Raw genomic sequence first — 14,253 nt, 5'->3', positions numbered from 1 at the left:
TCAGGAGAAACGCTTCCGCAGCCGCGTCAAAGTGCTTTCTACCGGCTTGGTCTCTTCGTAATAGCCCTGTCCGTAGCCGTAGCCATACCCGTAGCCATACCCATAGCCGTACAGGCCACTGGCCCGAGCATCGTTGAGCACAGTGCAAAGCCGGGTGAAATTGTTGGCTCTAATTACCTTATTGATATTCTTGAGGAAGGCTTTTTTGGAGTAGTTAGCCCGCACGATATAAATCGGAATATCGGCTTTGCGCATAATCAGAATACCATCCGTTACCAAGCCTACCGGCGGCGTGTCGATGAGAATTACATCGTACACCTGATGCAGTTCCGTTAGCATCTCATCGAACTTGGGGCTGATAATAAGCTCCGAGGGGTTAGGGGGGGTAGGACCAGCCGAAATGAAATCAAGCGTAGGAATTGAGGTATGCTGTATGCACTCCATTACCCCATGCTTTTCAATAAGGATAGTGCTGATACCTTTTATGTTTTCGGCTCCGAAAGCAATGTTCACTTTCGGCTTGCGCATATCCAAATCCAGAATCACCACCCGCTGCTCCGACAAAGCAATGATGCCTCCTAAATTCACCGAAACGAACGTCTTGCCTTCGCCTGAAATAGTGGACGTTACGGAAATCAGCCGCTTCTTCTTGGCCGAACTGATAAAGTCCAGATTCGTTCGGATAGAGCGGATTGATTCGCTAATGGCCGATTTGGGGCTTTTATCAACCACCAGTTTTGATACCGCCATTTTCTCTTTGTCGTAGGTCGGAATCACGCCTAGCACTGACGCTGTAGTTGCACGTTCTAGCTCCCGCACATTGGTTACCGTGTTGTGCATGAGGTAGCGCACGGCCATCAGCCCTAAGCCCAAGGCAATACCACTGGCTAACCCAATAGCATACACCATCAGCCGCACTGGCGAAATAGGCGCCGCAGGCAGACTAGCCGGGGACAGAATCTGAAAATCGGGAGTAGTACCCGCCATAGCAATGTTGAAGTCGGCCTTCTTCCCCATCAGCATCACGTAGGTATTCTCGTAAAGCGCCAGTGGGCGTTTCAGCCGGTCTTCTTCGGTTGCTCTTTCGGGCACGAGCTGTAGCTCTGCGTTAACCGCGTTCCACTGCTCATTGAGCTTGGCTAGCTGCTTGCCCAGCAACCGCTGGTTTTGCAACAGGGTCTGCCGGATGTTGTCTTTAGCATATGCTATACGGTCCTGGCGCGACTTCACCGCTTCGGTGGTTTCCCGATTGGAGCGTTCCACCCGCCGCAGGTCGAGCAGCAGGCCGTTTAAGTCACCAAGCTGCTGCGAAAGTTGCGGGTCAGCCAGGGTAGCCAGGCCCGGAATACTTTGCTCAACGGTCAGGTCTTCGCGCGTGGTGATGTTGCCCCGCTCCACCCGGCTGGTCAGGTCACTGAGGAGCACCCGTTTTTCCTCTAGCGCCAGCCGCTCATCGTTCAGCTTCTCCACCTGCGCTTTCAGCTCTGTTACGCTGGAGCGAACATCATACGTCTTGGTGCGGCGCACGAAATCCTGGAAGTTTTCGGCTGCGCGCTCTAAATTCTGGCCGTTCTCATTCAGTTGCTGATCTAGAAACTTCAAAGTTTGGGCGCTGGCCGCGCGTTTCTGAGCCAGCTTTTCCTGTAGGTACACCGTGTCAATTCGGTTGACAATGGCGCGGGCTTTATCGGGGTTGAATTCCAGAAAAGAAATCTGGATGGTATTGGCGCTAGGGTTTACAATTTCCACCAACAGGTTGCGGTCGAGATACCCGTTGATAGCCCCTTCATCGTTGATGATGAAATGGTAGCTTCGGTCTAATACCTCTTGGTTGAAGTTGATGGTACGCTGGATTACCAGCGTCATGCCGCCAATCTGAAATGGCTTATCAATAGCCTGGGTGGTATTCTGCTCCTGTCCGCCTAATAAATAACTTATCTGTACTTGCTGCGGACTACTAAATTTCAGGTTGAACTTGGTGTTGTAAATTACACTCCCACTGTATTCTACCTTGAAAGGAGAAAGGCCATATAGCTCAGATTCTAGGACGGTGCCTTCCGCATAGTAATTCACGTTCAGGTCGAGCGAATCGCGCAGCCGGCGGTATATAATATTGGACTTGATTAGCTCAACCTCACCCGACAGCTTATTGATACTCTGCTGATTATCAACCCCACTCCCTAGTGCACCGCCTAAGCCCAGTGCGCCGGCTTCCGTTTTTTCGTCAATTTTTAATAGCGACGAAGACTGATAAACTGGCTTGGTATATCGCAAGAATAGCCACGCCCCAGTAAGGCCCAGCCCAATAAGCAGTACCAGCCACAGCAAACTGCGGCGTGCCACCAGCAGCAGTGTATCAAAGTCGATACCGCCCCCTTCATCGGTGGGTTCTGCCTCCGTAACTGGAGCATTTGCCGCACCACCGGTAGCATTGCGAATGAGCTCTTCCAGTTCGGCGTTTTCGTTAACGGCCATTTAAGTAAATAAGGAGTTCGGTACCGACAAGTGTCTAAAGAGTTCGGGAGATGCTGACAATGGCCAACAAAGTTCCAACTACTGCACTAAAAAGAGATATTGCCGGAGCGGCATCAACCAAGGAATCGGAGAACGGGCGACGAACGGGTTCCACGTAAATAATATCATTGGGCTCTACCTGTAAATTGGCGCGGCGCATACCGTTTATGGTCGTCAGGTCGATTTGCTCTACCTGCGGGTTTTTCAGGTCGCCACGGATAATACGAATATTAGACACGTTGCCACCCGACCGGTACAGCGAAGTTCCCCCACCGCCATTGCCATCAATGCCTCCAGCGGCAGCCAGCACTTCAATCAGGTTCATGTTATCATTTACGAGCGGAATAATTTTACCGCCCGGCGAGCCTAGTACCACCACCCGGCTATTGGTTACGCGGGTCACTACGAATACTCCTTTGTAAAACTCTTCGTACCGCACCTTTAGTACACTATCGGCCTGTAGGAGTGTGTAACCGGTAATTTTAAGTTGATTGATAAGCGGCAGACGCACAGTGCCATCCGTTTGCACAGCAAATTCTGAGTCACCGGACGGTGATGAAGCTTGCCCGGCGTTGGTTGCCAAGGTTCGGCTACCATTCGTGCCCGTTGGAAGCATGCCCGCTGGCGAACCGAATTGCAATTCGCCGTTGGGGTCGATGATTCGTTCACCGTTATTAGTATACACCCGCACAGCCAATAAATCGTTAGGCTGAATGATATAGTTCCGGTTCACCCGATTTACTACGCCGCGCAGTTTCGTCGTATCCAGCCCTTTACCATCACTGAGGCGAAACATAGTGCGCTGATTGTACATACGCGTTGTTCCACAAGCTGATAATAGTAGCAGAACCGGCATGCACAGGAACAGAAGGCGAGAAATAGTACGGAAGGCGGATTGTCGCATGCAGGCAGAGGCAACCTATGGAAGCCGGAAAAGTGAAAGGACGCGTCCTGGCGGGGCAGCGTCCGGGTGGGGTAAAAAGTCCTAAAAACCTTCAAAGTAACCTAATTGACGCCGCCTTTCAAAATTGCCTGTCCTAGCCGGAATCCTATACTTGGCCGGAGCCGGAGCAAAATCGTACTTTCACGAACCCAAAGCTGCTCCTGAACAGTTACTACCCTAAATCCCACTTTCTTACCTCTTTTGCCCATGGAACTGGTCGCCACTGAAAACCAGACGATGATTGCCCAGATGGTGCGTGACTTCGGTGCGCAACACATTAAACCCCACATGATGAAGTGGGATGAGTCGCAGGAATTCCCGATTGATGTATTTCATAAGTTAGGCGAACTTGGCCTGATGGGCGTGCTGGTGCCGCAGGAATACGGTGGCTCCGGCTTCGGCTATACCGAGTACGTAACCGCCATTGCCGAGCTATCCAAGATTGACGGCAGCATCGGCCTGAGCATGGCTGCGCATAACTCACTCTGCACCGGCCACATCTTACAGCACGCATCCGAAGAACAGAAACAGAAGTATCTACCCAAGTTGGCTTCCGGCGAGTGGATTGGTGCTTGGGGCCTTACCGAGCCCAACACCGGCTCCGACGCCGGCAACATGCGCACCGTGGCCGTTGCTGACGGTGACCATTACGTACTGAACGGCGCCAAAAACTTTATCACCCACGGCAAATCCGGCAACGTGGCCGTGGTTATTGCCCGCACCGGCGAGGTAGGCGACTCGCACGGCATGACGGCCTTCATTGTAGAGCGGGGCACGCCCGGGTTTGCCGCGGGCCGCAAAGAAGACAAACTGGGCATGCGCGCCTCGGAAACCACCGAAATGATTTTCACGGATTGCCGGGTACCCAAGGAAAATGTAATTGGCAAGGTAGGCGACGGGTTTGTGCAGTCGTTGAAGGTGCTGGATGGCGGCCGGATCAGTATTGCGGCGCTGAGCCTCGGTATTGCCCAAGGCGCTTACGAGGCGGCTTTGCAATACTCCAAAGAGCGGCAGCAGTTCAACCAACCCATCAGCAATTTCCAGGGCATCGGGTTCAAGCTGGCCGACATGGCCACCGAAATCGAGGCGGCTTCCTTGCTCACGTTCCGCGCCGCCGACATGAAAGACCGGGGCCTCAACGTAAACCAGGAATCGGCAATGGCGAAGTTGTACGCCTCGGAAGTAGCAGTGCGCACTGCCAACGAGGGCGTGCAGATTTTTGGGGGCTACGGCTACACCAAAGACTACCCGGCCGAGAAATATTACCGCGACGCCAAGCTCTGCACTATTGGGGAAGGCACTTCCGAGATTCAGAAACTAGTTATTGCCCGCACGTTGCTGAAATAAGAATCTTGGATTAGACGGTTTTCACGCAGATTCCAAAGATTTAAATAGCCTCTAACTTTGAAATCTGCGTAATGCGTTTTTAATCTGTGAAATCCATCATTATCTTTGCGGCCCTTCAAAGCTGAATTTCAACTCCCCTGAACATATGATCATCGTACAAATCAAAGACAACGAGTCGGTTGACCGCGCGCTGAAGCGGTTCAAAAAGAAGTTTGAGCGCACGGGCGTTCTGAAAGAGCTGCGTCGTCGCACGTTCTTCCAGAAGCCTTCTATCACCAACCGTAAGCAGAAGCAGAAGGCCATCTACAAGCAGGTGACCTACGGCAACGACGCCAACGCGTAGTCTTCGCCCCGTTACGAATTAAACCGGCTGAGTTGCTTGAACGCACTTCAGCCGGTTTTTTCGCGCCCTGGTATTTCGATTTTTTTACTGCCTTGAAATCCATACATTGGTTGTCCAGCCTCAGCGGTTGGCACCCGATGTATGGATTTATTTTTCAACTACCTCCGGTCGGAGCGGCGCTACAGTTCCCACACGCTTCTCTCCTACCAGACGGATTTGCGCCAGTTTGCCGCCTATCTGCAAGCCACGTATGAGCTACCGGATATGGCCGAAGCCGACCACACCCTCATTCGCACATGGGTGGTGACGCTGATGCAGCAGGACCTCGACCCGCGCACCGTTAACCGCAAAATTGCCTGCCTGCGCTCCTACTTCAAGTTTCTGCTGACTACGGGCCGCATCAGCCGCAACCCCATGCTGCGCATCAAGGCCCCCAAAATGGCCAAGAAGCTGCCCGACTTCGTGCCGGAAGAAAGCTTGAACGGCTTGCTGAACTCGTTCGAGTTTCCGGACACGTTTGTAGGTGCCCGCGACCAGCTGGTGCTGGAACTACTTTACGGCACTGGTATCCGCCTGTCCGAACTCATTGGCATTGCGCCCGATGACGTGAATCTGCACGGGCAGACGGTGCGCGTAACCGGTAAAGGCAACAAGCAACGGTTGGTGCCGCTCAACCAAAGTTTACTAACTGTGTTAGAGCGCTATATGTCTTTTCGTAAGCGAGAAATAGGCGCTATCGACAACACCAGCGCGGCGCTCCTCGTTACAGACAAAGGGGAGCCGTTGTATGAAAAGTTGGTTTATCGGACTGTAAAGCATTATTTGAGCCAGATAACTACTGCTTCATCACAACAGCACCCGCACGTTCTGCGCCACTCCTTTGCCACGCACCTGCTCAACAAAGGCGCCGACCTGAACGCCATTAAAGACCTGCTCGGCCACGCCAACTTGGCAGCCACCCAGGTTTACACCCACTTGTCAATCGACAAGCTGAAATCGGTTTTTGAACAGGCCCATCCAAAGGCCTGAGTTGTGTTCTTTTTTCTAATTTAACCCCTACCCCTGATGAAAGTACAGATGCATTCGGTTCATTTTGACGCCGACCAAAAACTGCTCGACTTCATCCAGAAGCGCCTCGACAAGCTCGAAACTTTCTATGACCGTGTCACGGAAGGTGAAGTGATTCTGAAGCTGAACAACAAAGATGGGATTGATAATAAAACCGTAGAAATTAAGCTCTTAGTACCGGGCGCTACGCTTTTCTCGCAGGAAGACGCCGCTTCGTTTGAGGCTGCTGCCGATGCCGCTGCCGACAGCCTGAAACGCCAAATCACGAAGCACAAAGAAAAAATAATGAGTCACTAGCTCATCTAATTATCGTTAAATAAAAGCCCCACCTGAACAGTCAGGTGGGGCTTTTTGCTGATAGGCTGCGCGCTGTGATTTAACCTACAGGCCGAACTCAGCCTTGATTTTATCAACGTAATCGAGCTTTTCCCAGGTGAAGGTTTCCACAGTGCGGGTGGTGCCGTCGGTGCCTTGCACTTGCTTGGTACCGGGCTGCCGGCCCATGTGGCCGTACGCTGCCGACTCGGCGAAGATGGGGTTGCGTAGGCCTAAACGCTGCACAATGGCGTAGGGGCGCAGGTCGAACAGCCGCTGCACCTTCTCGGCAATCTGGCCGTCGGTGAGCTTCTCGCCGTTGGCACCGGTGACTTTGGTGGTACCGTAGGTGGTCACGAACACGCCTACTGGCTGCGCCACGCCAATGGCGTAGGCTACCTGCACCAGCACCTGGTCGGCTACGCCGGCTGCTACCAGGTTTTTGGCAATGTGGCGGGTAGCATAGGCCGCCGAGCGGTCCACTTTCGAGGAGTCTTTACCGGAGAAAGCACCGCCGCCGTGGGCGCCTTTGCCGCCGTAGGTGTCCACGATGATTTTGCGGCCGGTCAGGCCAGAGTCACCGTGCGGGCCACCAATAACGAACTTGCCGGTGGGGTTGATGTGGTGAATGATGTCGGCGGTGAAGAGCGCCTGCACGTCGGCGCTGAGCTGAGCCTTCACCCGCGGAATCAGGATGTTCTTGATGTCGTCGGAAATGACGGCCAGCATCTTGGCTTCGTCGGTATCGAAGTCGTCGTGCTGGGTGCTTACTACGATGGTTTCGATGGCCTCGGGCGTGTTGTCGTCGGCGTAGCGGATGGTTACCTGGCTTTTGGCATCGGGCCGCAGGTAAGTCATTTCCTTGCCTTCGTTACGGATGGCCGACAGTTCGCGCAGCAGGCGGTGCGACAAATCCAGGGCCAGCGGCATGTAGTTTTCCGTCTCCTTGGTGGCGTAGCCGAACATCATGCCCTGGTCGCCGGCGCCTTGCTCTTCGTCTTTGGCACGCTCTACGCCTTGGTTGATGTCGGGCGACTGCTCGTGCAGACGGTTCATTACCTCACAGGTGTCGGCGTTGAACAGGTATTCAGGCTTGTTGTAGCCGATCCGGCGGATAACGTCGCGGATAATGGGCTCGGCGTCTACGTGCGCCTTCGATTTGATTTCACCAGCTACCAGCGCGAAGTCTGTTGTAACGAGGGTTTCACAGGCGACTTTCGAAGCGGGGTCCTGACGCAAATATTCGTCGAGGATGGCATCGGAAATCTGGTCGGCTACTTTATCGGGGTGGCCCTCTGAAACAGATTCAGAAGTGAACAGGTACGGCATCAGAAGTAGTTGAATGGTCAGCTGACGGGGCCGGTAGCCCCCGCCCTGCCGTTGGGCAGGACCGCAAAGCTACGAGTTTTATAAAAGTGTGAATCATTTCAGTTGGAATTGCCGGCTTCCTATATTGGAAAATCTTACTTATCGGTTGAGGTTAGCTATACTTGGGTGGTATTAGATTATCAGAAGTTATCCTAATCAGGCGTTTAGGCGCGCACGTATGCGGTATAAAATATTGGGCCTGCTGTGGTGCTTATGTGCCCAAGCCGCCTACAGCTAGTCTTTCGAGCCGGGCTATCTGGTGCTAACCTCCGGCGACACGCTACGCGGTGAAATTGAAAATGCTTTCTGGAAGGATGCACCTGCTACGGTACGGTTCCGGCCGGGCCCCACGGTGCGGCCAACTCCGTACCCGGCCCGGCGGCTCCAAAGCGTGTATCTGGCTTCCGGGCGGCTCCTGCGCCACGAGCTGCTGCCCGTTGACAGGTATGCGGAAACCCGCTACAGCTTTCTGGACTACGGGAACGTGCGGCAGCAAAAGCCTGATTCGGTGCTGGCCGACGTGCTGCTGCTCGGCTCGGCATCCTTGCGGGGAGCCAGCCTGGAGGAAACCGAGCACTATTGGGTGCAGCGTACCGGCCAGCCGCACCTGGAGCTTAGTGCCCGGAAGTACCTAGGGATGGTCAATGGGGTGCAAAGCATCATCGATGGCAACGACTACCAAAGCCAGCTCCTCGTGTATTTCGGCGACTGTGAGGCCGTTGTCAACCTGATACCCACCACTCCTTTCACTACCGAGGCCCTTCAGCACTTGGTGCATACGTATAACCAGCAATGCTCGGGGCAGGCCCATACCGAGCAGGTTATCCGGTCGGCTACGCCCCAGCGCGGTACGGTTGCGGTGCGGATAGGAGTACTGGGCGGGGTTCGGTATAACTCCTTGCGCTTCAGGGCTGCCGATAATACCAACGGGGCACTCGATGGGGTAAACGCCGACAATTTTCCGCATCCACAAGGTGGCCTGTACGTCGATGTGGTTAACTCCGGCCGGCGGTTAGCTTTCCATACCGCCGTGCTGGCTACCACTTTCGGCCGGATGAATCCGGTGCGGCTTTCGAGTGGCACTTCGCAGGCAGGCAGCTTTGCGTGGCGCGGCACCCAGGCGTTTCTGCAATTTGGGCTGCGGGGTTTCCTGCCGGTGGGCACCACTTACCAAGTAGTGGTTGGGGGCGGCTACGAATTGAACGCATTTTGGCTCCAGGCTTCCCATCTGTCTTATCCCGGCAGACAGCAGTACTTCCTGGACCGTTTCTACGGCACCCCATTGCCTTACCTGGAAGCCGGCATCAAGCACAACCGGCTATTGCTGGCGCTTAACGGCCGAGTGTACATGAATGACACCTATTTCTACTACAATGGCACTGAGGATTCCCACTACACTTACCAGCCCTGGAGCCTAAGCCTGATGGTAGGCTACCGGCTCAACGCAGATTCCGACGCCACCCCGGGGCGGTAGTATCACTGGGCTGTAGTTCGGCTAGAAAAGCAGTGTTATTTACACTGAAAAGGCCCTCATCTATCGGTGAGGGCCTTTTCAGTTAACCGAAACGAGCAGTAAGGCGGGTGCTTACTTCACCACTTCCAGCCAGCTTTTGTACGATTCGCGGGCGCCGGCACAGTTGGTGTATTCCAGCAGGTAGTAGTACATACCGCCGCTGGCATTGGCGGCCGTCCAGCCCTGGCTGGCATTGCTGCTCTCGAATACGCGGCGGCCCCACCGGTTGAAAACTTCGAGGTGGTAGCCGGTTACGTTGGTGAGGGAGCCAAATAGCACGTCGTTCTTGGTGTCGCCATTGGGCGTAAGAACGTTCGGGAAGACCCGCTCTTTGTTTACCTCGAAGCTGCTGGTGCTCACGCAGCCGTTGGCCGTGGCGTAGGTTATGGTGTAGGTGCCTACCGTGGAAGCAGCCAGATTGACGACGCCGGTAGTGGCATCAATGGAGAGGCCGGTGGGGGCTGAGAAACGGCTACCGGCGGCCGGCGTAATGGCGGGCACGGCATTAGGGCCGTTTTTGTAGAAGGGCGGGCATGTGTAGGTCAGCACGGTAGCGGGCGGCGCAATAGTTACGGTGGTAGTGCCGGTGGCCGGGCACGGCGTGGTAATGGTGTACGTCACGGTGTAGGTACCCACAGTGCTGGTAGCCAGGTTGATGGTGCCGGTGGTGGCATCAATGGCCAAGCCGGTAGTGCTGCTGAAACGCCCCCCGGCCGGCGTGGCTACCAGCACCGGTGCCGTACCCGACTGGCAGAACGTGGCCGGTGCTCCCTGCGCGTAGAATACGGAGGCCGTATTAGGCAGCACGGTGGCCGTAACGGGCGCGGAGTTGCTGGACTGCAAGCGGCACGTCAGGCGGGCGCGGTACTGGGTGGTAACGGTGGGCCGCACGGTGTAGGCGTTGGTAACGGCCCCGGCAATGTCGGTGAAGGTGGCGCCGCCATCGGTGGAAGCCTGCCACTGGTAGGTGATACCCCCCGACACGGTAGCGCCCGTCAGGCCCAGCACCACGGGCTGGCTGGGGCACACGCTGGCGGGGCTGGCCGTGGCCGTGCCGCCCACCGGTACGCCCAGGCAGTTCGAGCCCAGGCTGATGCCCATGATGTTCAGCACCGGGTCGGTGGAGGTTTTGGATACACTCACGCTCTGCACCGATTTGCTGTAGTTGGCCACGGCCAGGTTCAGGCGCACCTCATAAATCCGGGGGTCGGTAATGGGGTTATCGATGCCGTCTACGGGGTTGTTGCCGCGGTTCACCCGGCTGCCCACCAGAATGGCGGGCGTGATAGAGCCACCAAACCAGTCGGGCACTACAATATTGGTGAACACCTGAACGGTTCCGTCGGTGAAGGTGACGGTGAAGGTTTTGGGGGCGGTGCTGCCGTTGCCTTCGGTGGCCAGTACCATCACCTCACTGCACGGCTGCGGGTTGGTGAGGGTGAGCGTGCCGGAACCCGCGCCGTCAATGCGCAACGAGTTGTTGCCGGCGCTGGGGCCCATCTGGTAGGTGAGGCCCGGCGTGGTGATGCTGCGGAAAAAGCCACTGGGGGGCAGCGCGCGGGTGGGCCGCAAGCCGGCCGGCGTCCGGAACGTGGAGTCGGCAAAGCACCAGCGCACATCGGAGTTGCCTCTATCCACGGTGTGGGTGGTGGAACTGATGACGGAGCCCTGGCCGTTGGCAATTACGTCGGCGGTGTAGCCGGTAACGGCAGCGGGTACGTAGGTGGTTTGGGCAATAGCGGGCCGGAGGAGGCTGCCGATGCCGAGGGTGAAAGCAAGCGTAAGAAGGCGGGTAGCTGTTTTATTCATGAAGAGGTGGAATAGTGATTCTATTGACTGGGTGAACCGCAAATAACAATCCACTCTTTCATATAGCAATCAATCTATTTTTATTTCACTTCCCTGATAACAAGCAGCTTACACTAGTCCTTCTCCGCAATATTCAAGTCCCACGCTTCCCATTTACCTGAAGCCAACAACTACAACCCAAGGTGGTAATCTGCGCTGGTTGCGTACCAGGCAAGTGCAACCGTTTGCTTGCCACCTCTAAGTATCGCCCTATAGCAACTGGCAGTAATACAATTTGCCGCCGCCGTTGAGTTTTTGCAACGGCGGCGGCAATATTTGAATTATTATACATATTCCAGCTCTTGCTGAGCGCTCTGTACCCGTTCAGTGTAAGGTTGCTGGTTACGCAACCAGCTAATTGCCGCCGCTACTACCACCGCCAGCCGCCGAGTTGATTGGTTTCAGATTGGTTTCAAACAGCTTCAGGATGCGCCGATACTCGTCGGTCCAGGAGCTGGGCTCCACAAAGCCGTGGTCTTCCACGGGGTACACGGCCAGCTCCCAGTTCTCCTTTTTCAGCTCGATGAGCCGCTGGGAAAGCCGCACAATGTCCTGGAAATGCACGTTGGTGTCCACCATGCCGTGGCACATGAGCAAGGCACCTTTTAGGCCGCTGGCGTAGTTGATGGGCGATGAGCGGGCGTAGGCCAGGGAGTCGTTGTAGGGCTCGTTGAGGATGTTGTCGGTGTAGCCGTGGTTGTAGTGGGCCCAGTCGGTAACGGAGCGGAGGGCCGCCCCGGCCCGGAACACGTCGGGCTGCGTGAACATGGCCATCAGGGTGATGAAGCCGCCGTAGCTACCACCGTAGATACCAATGCGCTGGGGGCTGACGCCATACTTATTGGTAAGCAGCTTGGCGCCGTCCACTTGGTCGGTGAGGTCTTTGCCGCCCATGTAGCGGTAGATGCCGGTGCGCACGTCGCGCCCGTAGCCGGCCGAGCCCCGGTAGTCGATATCCAGCACAGTGTAACCTTTATCAGCCAGCAGGTTATGGAACATATACTCGCGCGAGTACTGGCTCCACCACTTGTGGGCGTTCTGCAAGTAGCCGGCCCCATGCACGAAAATAACGGCGGGCCCCTGCGCCTGCGGCGAAGCCGGGCGGTACAGCCGGGCGTACACGGTGGCGCCGTCGCGCGCTTTTATCTGCACAATTTCCGGGTCGCGCCAGGCGTAGCTTTCAAACTCGGGGGTGGTGGAATGGGTGAGCTGGCGGGCTTTGGCGCCGGGTTTGTTGTCCTGCACGTACAGCTCCCAGGGCTTGTTGGCGTAGCTGTAGCGCACGGCCAGCGTCTTCTCATCCGGCGACACCGTGACTTCGTGGGCGCCGGGGCGGGTGGTAATCTGGCGGAGCGCCCCCCCGTCGGCGGGCATGTGGTAGAAGTGCTGCTCGCCGGGGTGGTTGGCGTTGGCGGTGAGGTACCAGGTTTTGTGGTCGTGGCTGAGCTGGGCTTTCTGAATCTCGAAGTTGCCTTTAGTCAGGGCCTTTTTCTGGTTGGCTGCCACGTCCACGGTGTAGAGGTGCGAGTAGCCGGTTTCCTCGCTCTGAAACCAGATGCGGCGGTTATCGAGCCAGCCCACGTTGCCTTCGTCGTAGCCGATGCCGGGGCCGTTAATCCAGGCATCGTCGTGCTGCCTATCGAGCAGGCTGATTTTCTGGGTTACGGGGTCCAGGGCCACTATCCACCGGTCTTTGTTGTCGGCGGAGCGCATCACCAGAAAGGCGCGTTGCCCATCCGGCGACCAGAACGGCCCGTAGGGCCGCACGCGGCGTAGCTCGGTGGCGGGTTTCTGCTTTTTAGCGGCTTTGGCTTTGGTGGTATCGGCGGGCTGGGGAGCTTTGGCGGGCAGTTGGTACTCTTTGCGGTAGGCGGGCTGCTCATCGAGGCCTTTCAGCTCGCGGTAGCCCAGCACGAAGGTGGTATCCCGCGCCACATCGTACACGCCCAGCTCAAAGGCGGTTTGGGGGCCGCCTACTTTGGTGCGCGAGTTCAAATCTTCGGTGAAGCCCGAGGCCGTGACGTAGCTGGGCACCACGGTGGGTTTGGTGGTGGTGGGCTCCTGCGCCAGCGTGTAGGTGACGTAGCGGCCATCGGGGCTGAGCTGGAGGTTGCGCACGGTTTGCTGGCCCAGGTAAATGGCCTTGGGCCGCAGTTTGGCCAGGGCTTTCTGCTGCCGCTCCCGCGCCTTTTGGTCCTGGTCGCGCTGCCGCAGCACCTCAAACAAGGCCAGCTGCTGCGCCCGCAGGTACTTCTCCGACTGGTCGAGCAGGGGGCTGCCGGGCTTGCTGCCGCGGCGGAAGTCGGTGCGCTGGGTGGTTTCGCCGGTGGCGGGGTCCCAGGTATAGAGGTTCTGGGCGCGGGTATACACCACCAGCTTTTCACCCTGCGCGAAGGTAGGGTCGGTTTCCCGCTCGGCGGTGTTCGTAACGCGGCGGCGGCGTTGGGTTTTCAGGTCGAGCAGGTAGATGTCTCCGTCCTGCTCGTACACTTTGCGGGTGTACTTGGCGTCGTAGTGGCCTTCACTGGCGGGCAAATTGCGCTGCGCGGCCACCCCCACTTTGCGCGGTGCACCACCGGTGGGAGCTACTTGGTACAGCGAGTCGCGGCGGTTTTTGTCGGGGTTCCAGCTGAAGTAGATGTGCTTGCCATCCTCGGCCCAGTAGATATTCGACGGGGCCGTACCCAGCCACTGCGCCTGGTCGCGCATGATTTTCTCAACGGTGAGCGGGGCCAGGCTACCAGCCGGAGTAGTTGGGGTTTGGGCGAAGGCAGAAGCTGAACCGACAAGCAGCAAGCTCAGGCAAGAGTAAAAACGCATCAGGCAGGCGAAGGTGACAAGTGAAGAAATAGCGAACCGTAAGGATGGGATTATATTGCTGACCGTTGCAGGCGTGGGATACCTCACCCCCCTAGCCCCCTCTCCAAAAGAGAGGGGGAACTAGTCCTTAGTTCTAGGGCTAGAATCTTTTGTTTTACAATTTAAAGCTAGTTC

At 56.4% G+C, this 14,253-nt stretch carries 10 protein-coding genes; 5 read left to right on the top strand and 5 right to left on the bottom strand.

All coding sequences use genetic code 11. The features are described from left to right. Positions 1–2,475 carry a polysaccharide biosynthesis tyrosine autokinase gene (locus J0X19_RS03875; RefSeq protein ID WP_206981420.1) on the bottom strand — a complete coding sequence of 825 codons (2,475 nt, stop codon included), beginning with the start codon at positions 2,473–2,475 and terminating at the stop codon, positions 1–3. 34 nt (positions 2,476–2,509) lie between these two features. After that, entirely contained in the window at positions 2,510–3,418 is a 909-nt protein-coding gene (locus J0X19_RS03870; protein ID WP_242581957.1) for a polysaccharide biosynthesis/export family protein, read from the bottom strand. A gap of 246 nt (positions 3,419–3,664) precedes the next feature. Between J0X19_RS03870 and J0X19_RS03865 the strand changes: the two genes are divergently transcribed. From J0X19_RS03865 to hpf, 4 genes are all read left to right on the top strand, one after another. Next, positions 3,665–4,804, top strand: a complete 1,140-nt coding sequence (locus J0X19_RS03865; RefSeq protein WP_206981412.1) for an acyl-CoA dehydrogenase family protein — start codon at positions 3,665–3,667, stop codon at positions 4,802–4,804. A 145-nt stretch (positions 4,805–4,949) separates the two neighbouring features. Further along, entirely contained in the window at positions 4,950–5,147 is a 198-nt protein-coding gene (gene rpsU / locus J0X19_RS03860) for a 30S ribosomal protein S21 (RefSeq protein WP_022822031.1), read from the top strand. 141 nt (positions 5,148–5,288) lie between these two features. After that, complete coding sequence (locus J0X19_RS03855) at positions 5,289–6,176, top strand: tyrosine-type recombinase/integrase (protein ID WP_206981402.1); 888 nt, start codon at positions 5,289–5,291, stop codon at positions 6,174–6,176. Between the two features lie 36 nt (positions 6,177–6,212). Continuing rightward, positions 6,213–6,512, top strand: coding sequence for a ribosome hibernation-promoting factor, HPF/YfiA family (gene hpf, locus J0X19_RS03850; protein WP_022822029.1), 300 nt, complete (start codon positions 6,213–6,215; stop codon positions 6,510–6,512). A gap of 84 nt (positions 6,513–6,596) precedes the next feature. Here hpf and metK read toward each other — a convergent pair whose 3' ends face one another. After that, positions 6,597–7,859, bottom strand: a complete 1,263-nt coding sequence (gene metK / locus J0X19_RS03845) for a methionine adenosyltransferase (protein WP_206981394.1) — start codon at positions 7,857–7,859, stop codon at positions 6,597–6,599. Between the two features lie 298 nt (positions 7,860–8,157). Between metK and J0X19_RS03840 the strand changes: the two genes are divergently transcribed. Beyond that, positions 8,158–9,372 carry a hypothetical protein gene (locus J0X19_RS03840; protein ID WP_206981392.1) on the top strand — a complete coding sequence of 405 codons (1,215 nt, stop codon included), beginning with the start codon at positions 8,158–8,160 and terminating at the stop codon, positions 9,370–9,372. Between the two features lie 111 nt (positions 9,373–9,483). Here J0X19_RS03840 and J0X19_RS03835 read toward each other — a convergent pair whose 3' ends face one another. Further along, entirely contained in the window at positions 9,484–11,220 is a 1,737-nt protein-coding gene (locus J0X19_RS03835; RefSeq protein WP_206981390.1) for a T9SS type B sorting domain-containing protein, read from the bottom strand. A 393-nt stretch (positions 11,221–11,613) separates the two neighbouring features. Next, positions 11,614–14,079, bottom strand: coding sequence for a S9 family peptidase (locus J0X19_RS03830; RefSeq protein WP_206981388.1), 2,466 nt, complete (start codon positions 14,077–14,079; stop codon positions 11,614–11,616). Positions 14,080–14,253: the final 174 nt, after the last annotated feature.

The sequence above is a fragment of the Hymenobacter telluris genome (assembly GCF_017313265.1).
Classification (GTDB): Bacteria; Bacteroidota; Bacteroidia; order Cytophagales; family Hymenobacteraceae; genus Hymenobacter; species Hymenobacter telluris.
This window is presented reverse-complemented; position numbering and strand designations above follow the sequence as displayed.

Bases quoted from the DNA above. Each gene is read 5' to 3' on its own strand.
- rpsU (WP_022822031.1), top strand. From the start codon at position 4,950: ATGATCATCGTACAAATCAAAGACAACGAGTCGGTTGACCGCGCGCTG.
- J0X19_RS03830 (WP_206981388.1), bottom strand. From the start codon at position 14,079: ATGCGTTTTTACTCTTGCCTGAGCTTGCTGCTTGTCGGTTCAGCTTCT.
- metK (WP_206981394.1), bottom strand. From the start codon at position 7,859: ATGCCGTACCTGTTCACTTCTGAATCTGTTTCAGAGGGCCACCCCGAT.
- J0X19_RS03870 (WP_242581957.1), bottom strand. From the start codon at position 3,418: ATGCGACAATCCGCCTTCCGTACTATTTCTCGCCTTCTGTTCCTGTGC.
- J0X19_RS03835 (WP_206981390.1), bottom strand. From the start codon at position 11,220: ATGAATAAAACAGCTACCCGCCTTCTTACGCTTGCTTTCACCCTCGGC.
- J0X19_RS03855 (WP_206981402.1), top strand. From the start codon at position 5,289: ATGGATTTATTTTTCAACTACCTCCGGTCGGAGCGGCGCTACAGTTCC.
- J0X19_RS03865 (WP_206981412.1), top strand. From the start codon at position 3,665: ATGGAACTGGTCGCCACTGAAAACCAGACGATGATTGCCCAGATGGTG.
- hpf (WP_022822029.1), top strand. From the start codon at position 6,213: ATGAAAGTACAGATGCATTCGGTTCATTTTGACGCCGACCAAAAACTG.
- J0X19_RS03875 (WP_206981420.1), bottom strand. From the start codon at position 2,475: ATGGCCGTTAACGAAAACGCCGAACTGGAAGAGCTCATTCGCAATGCT.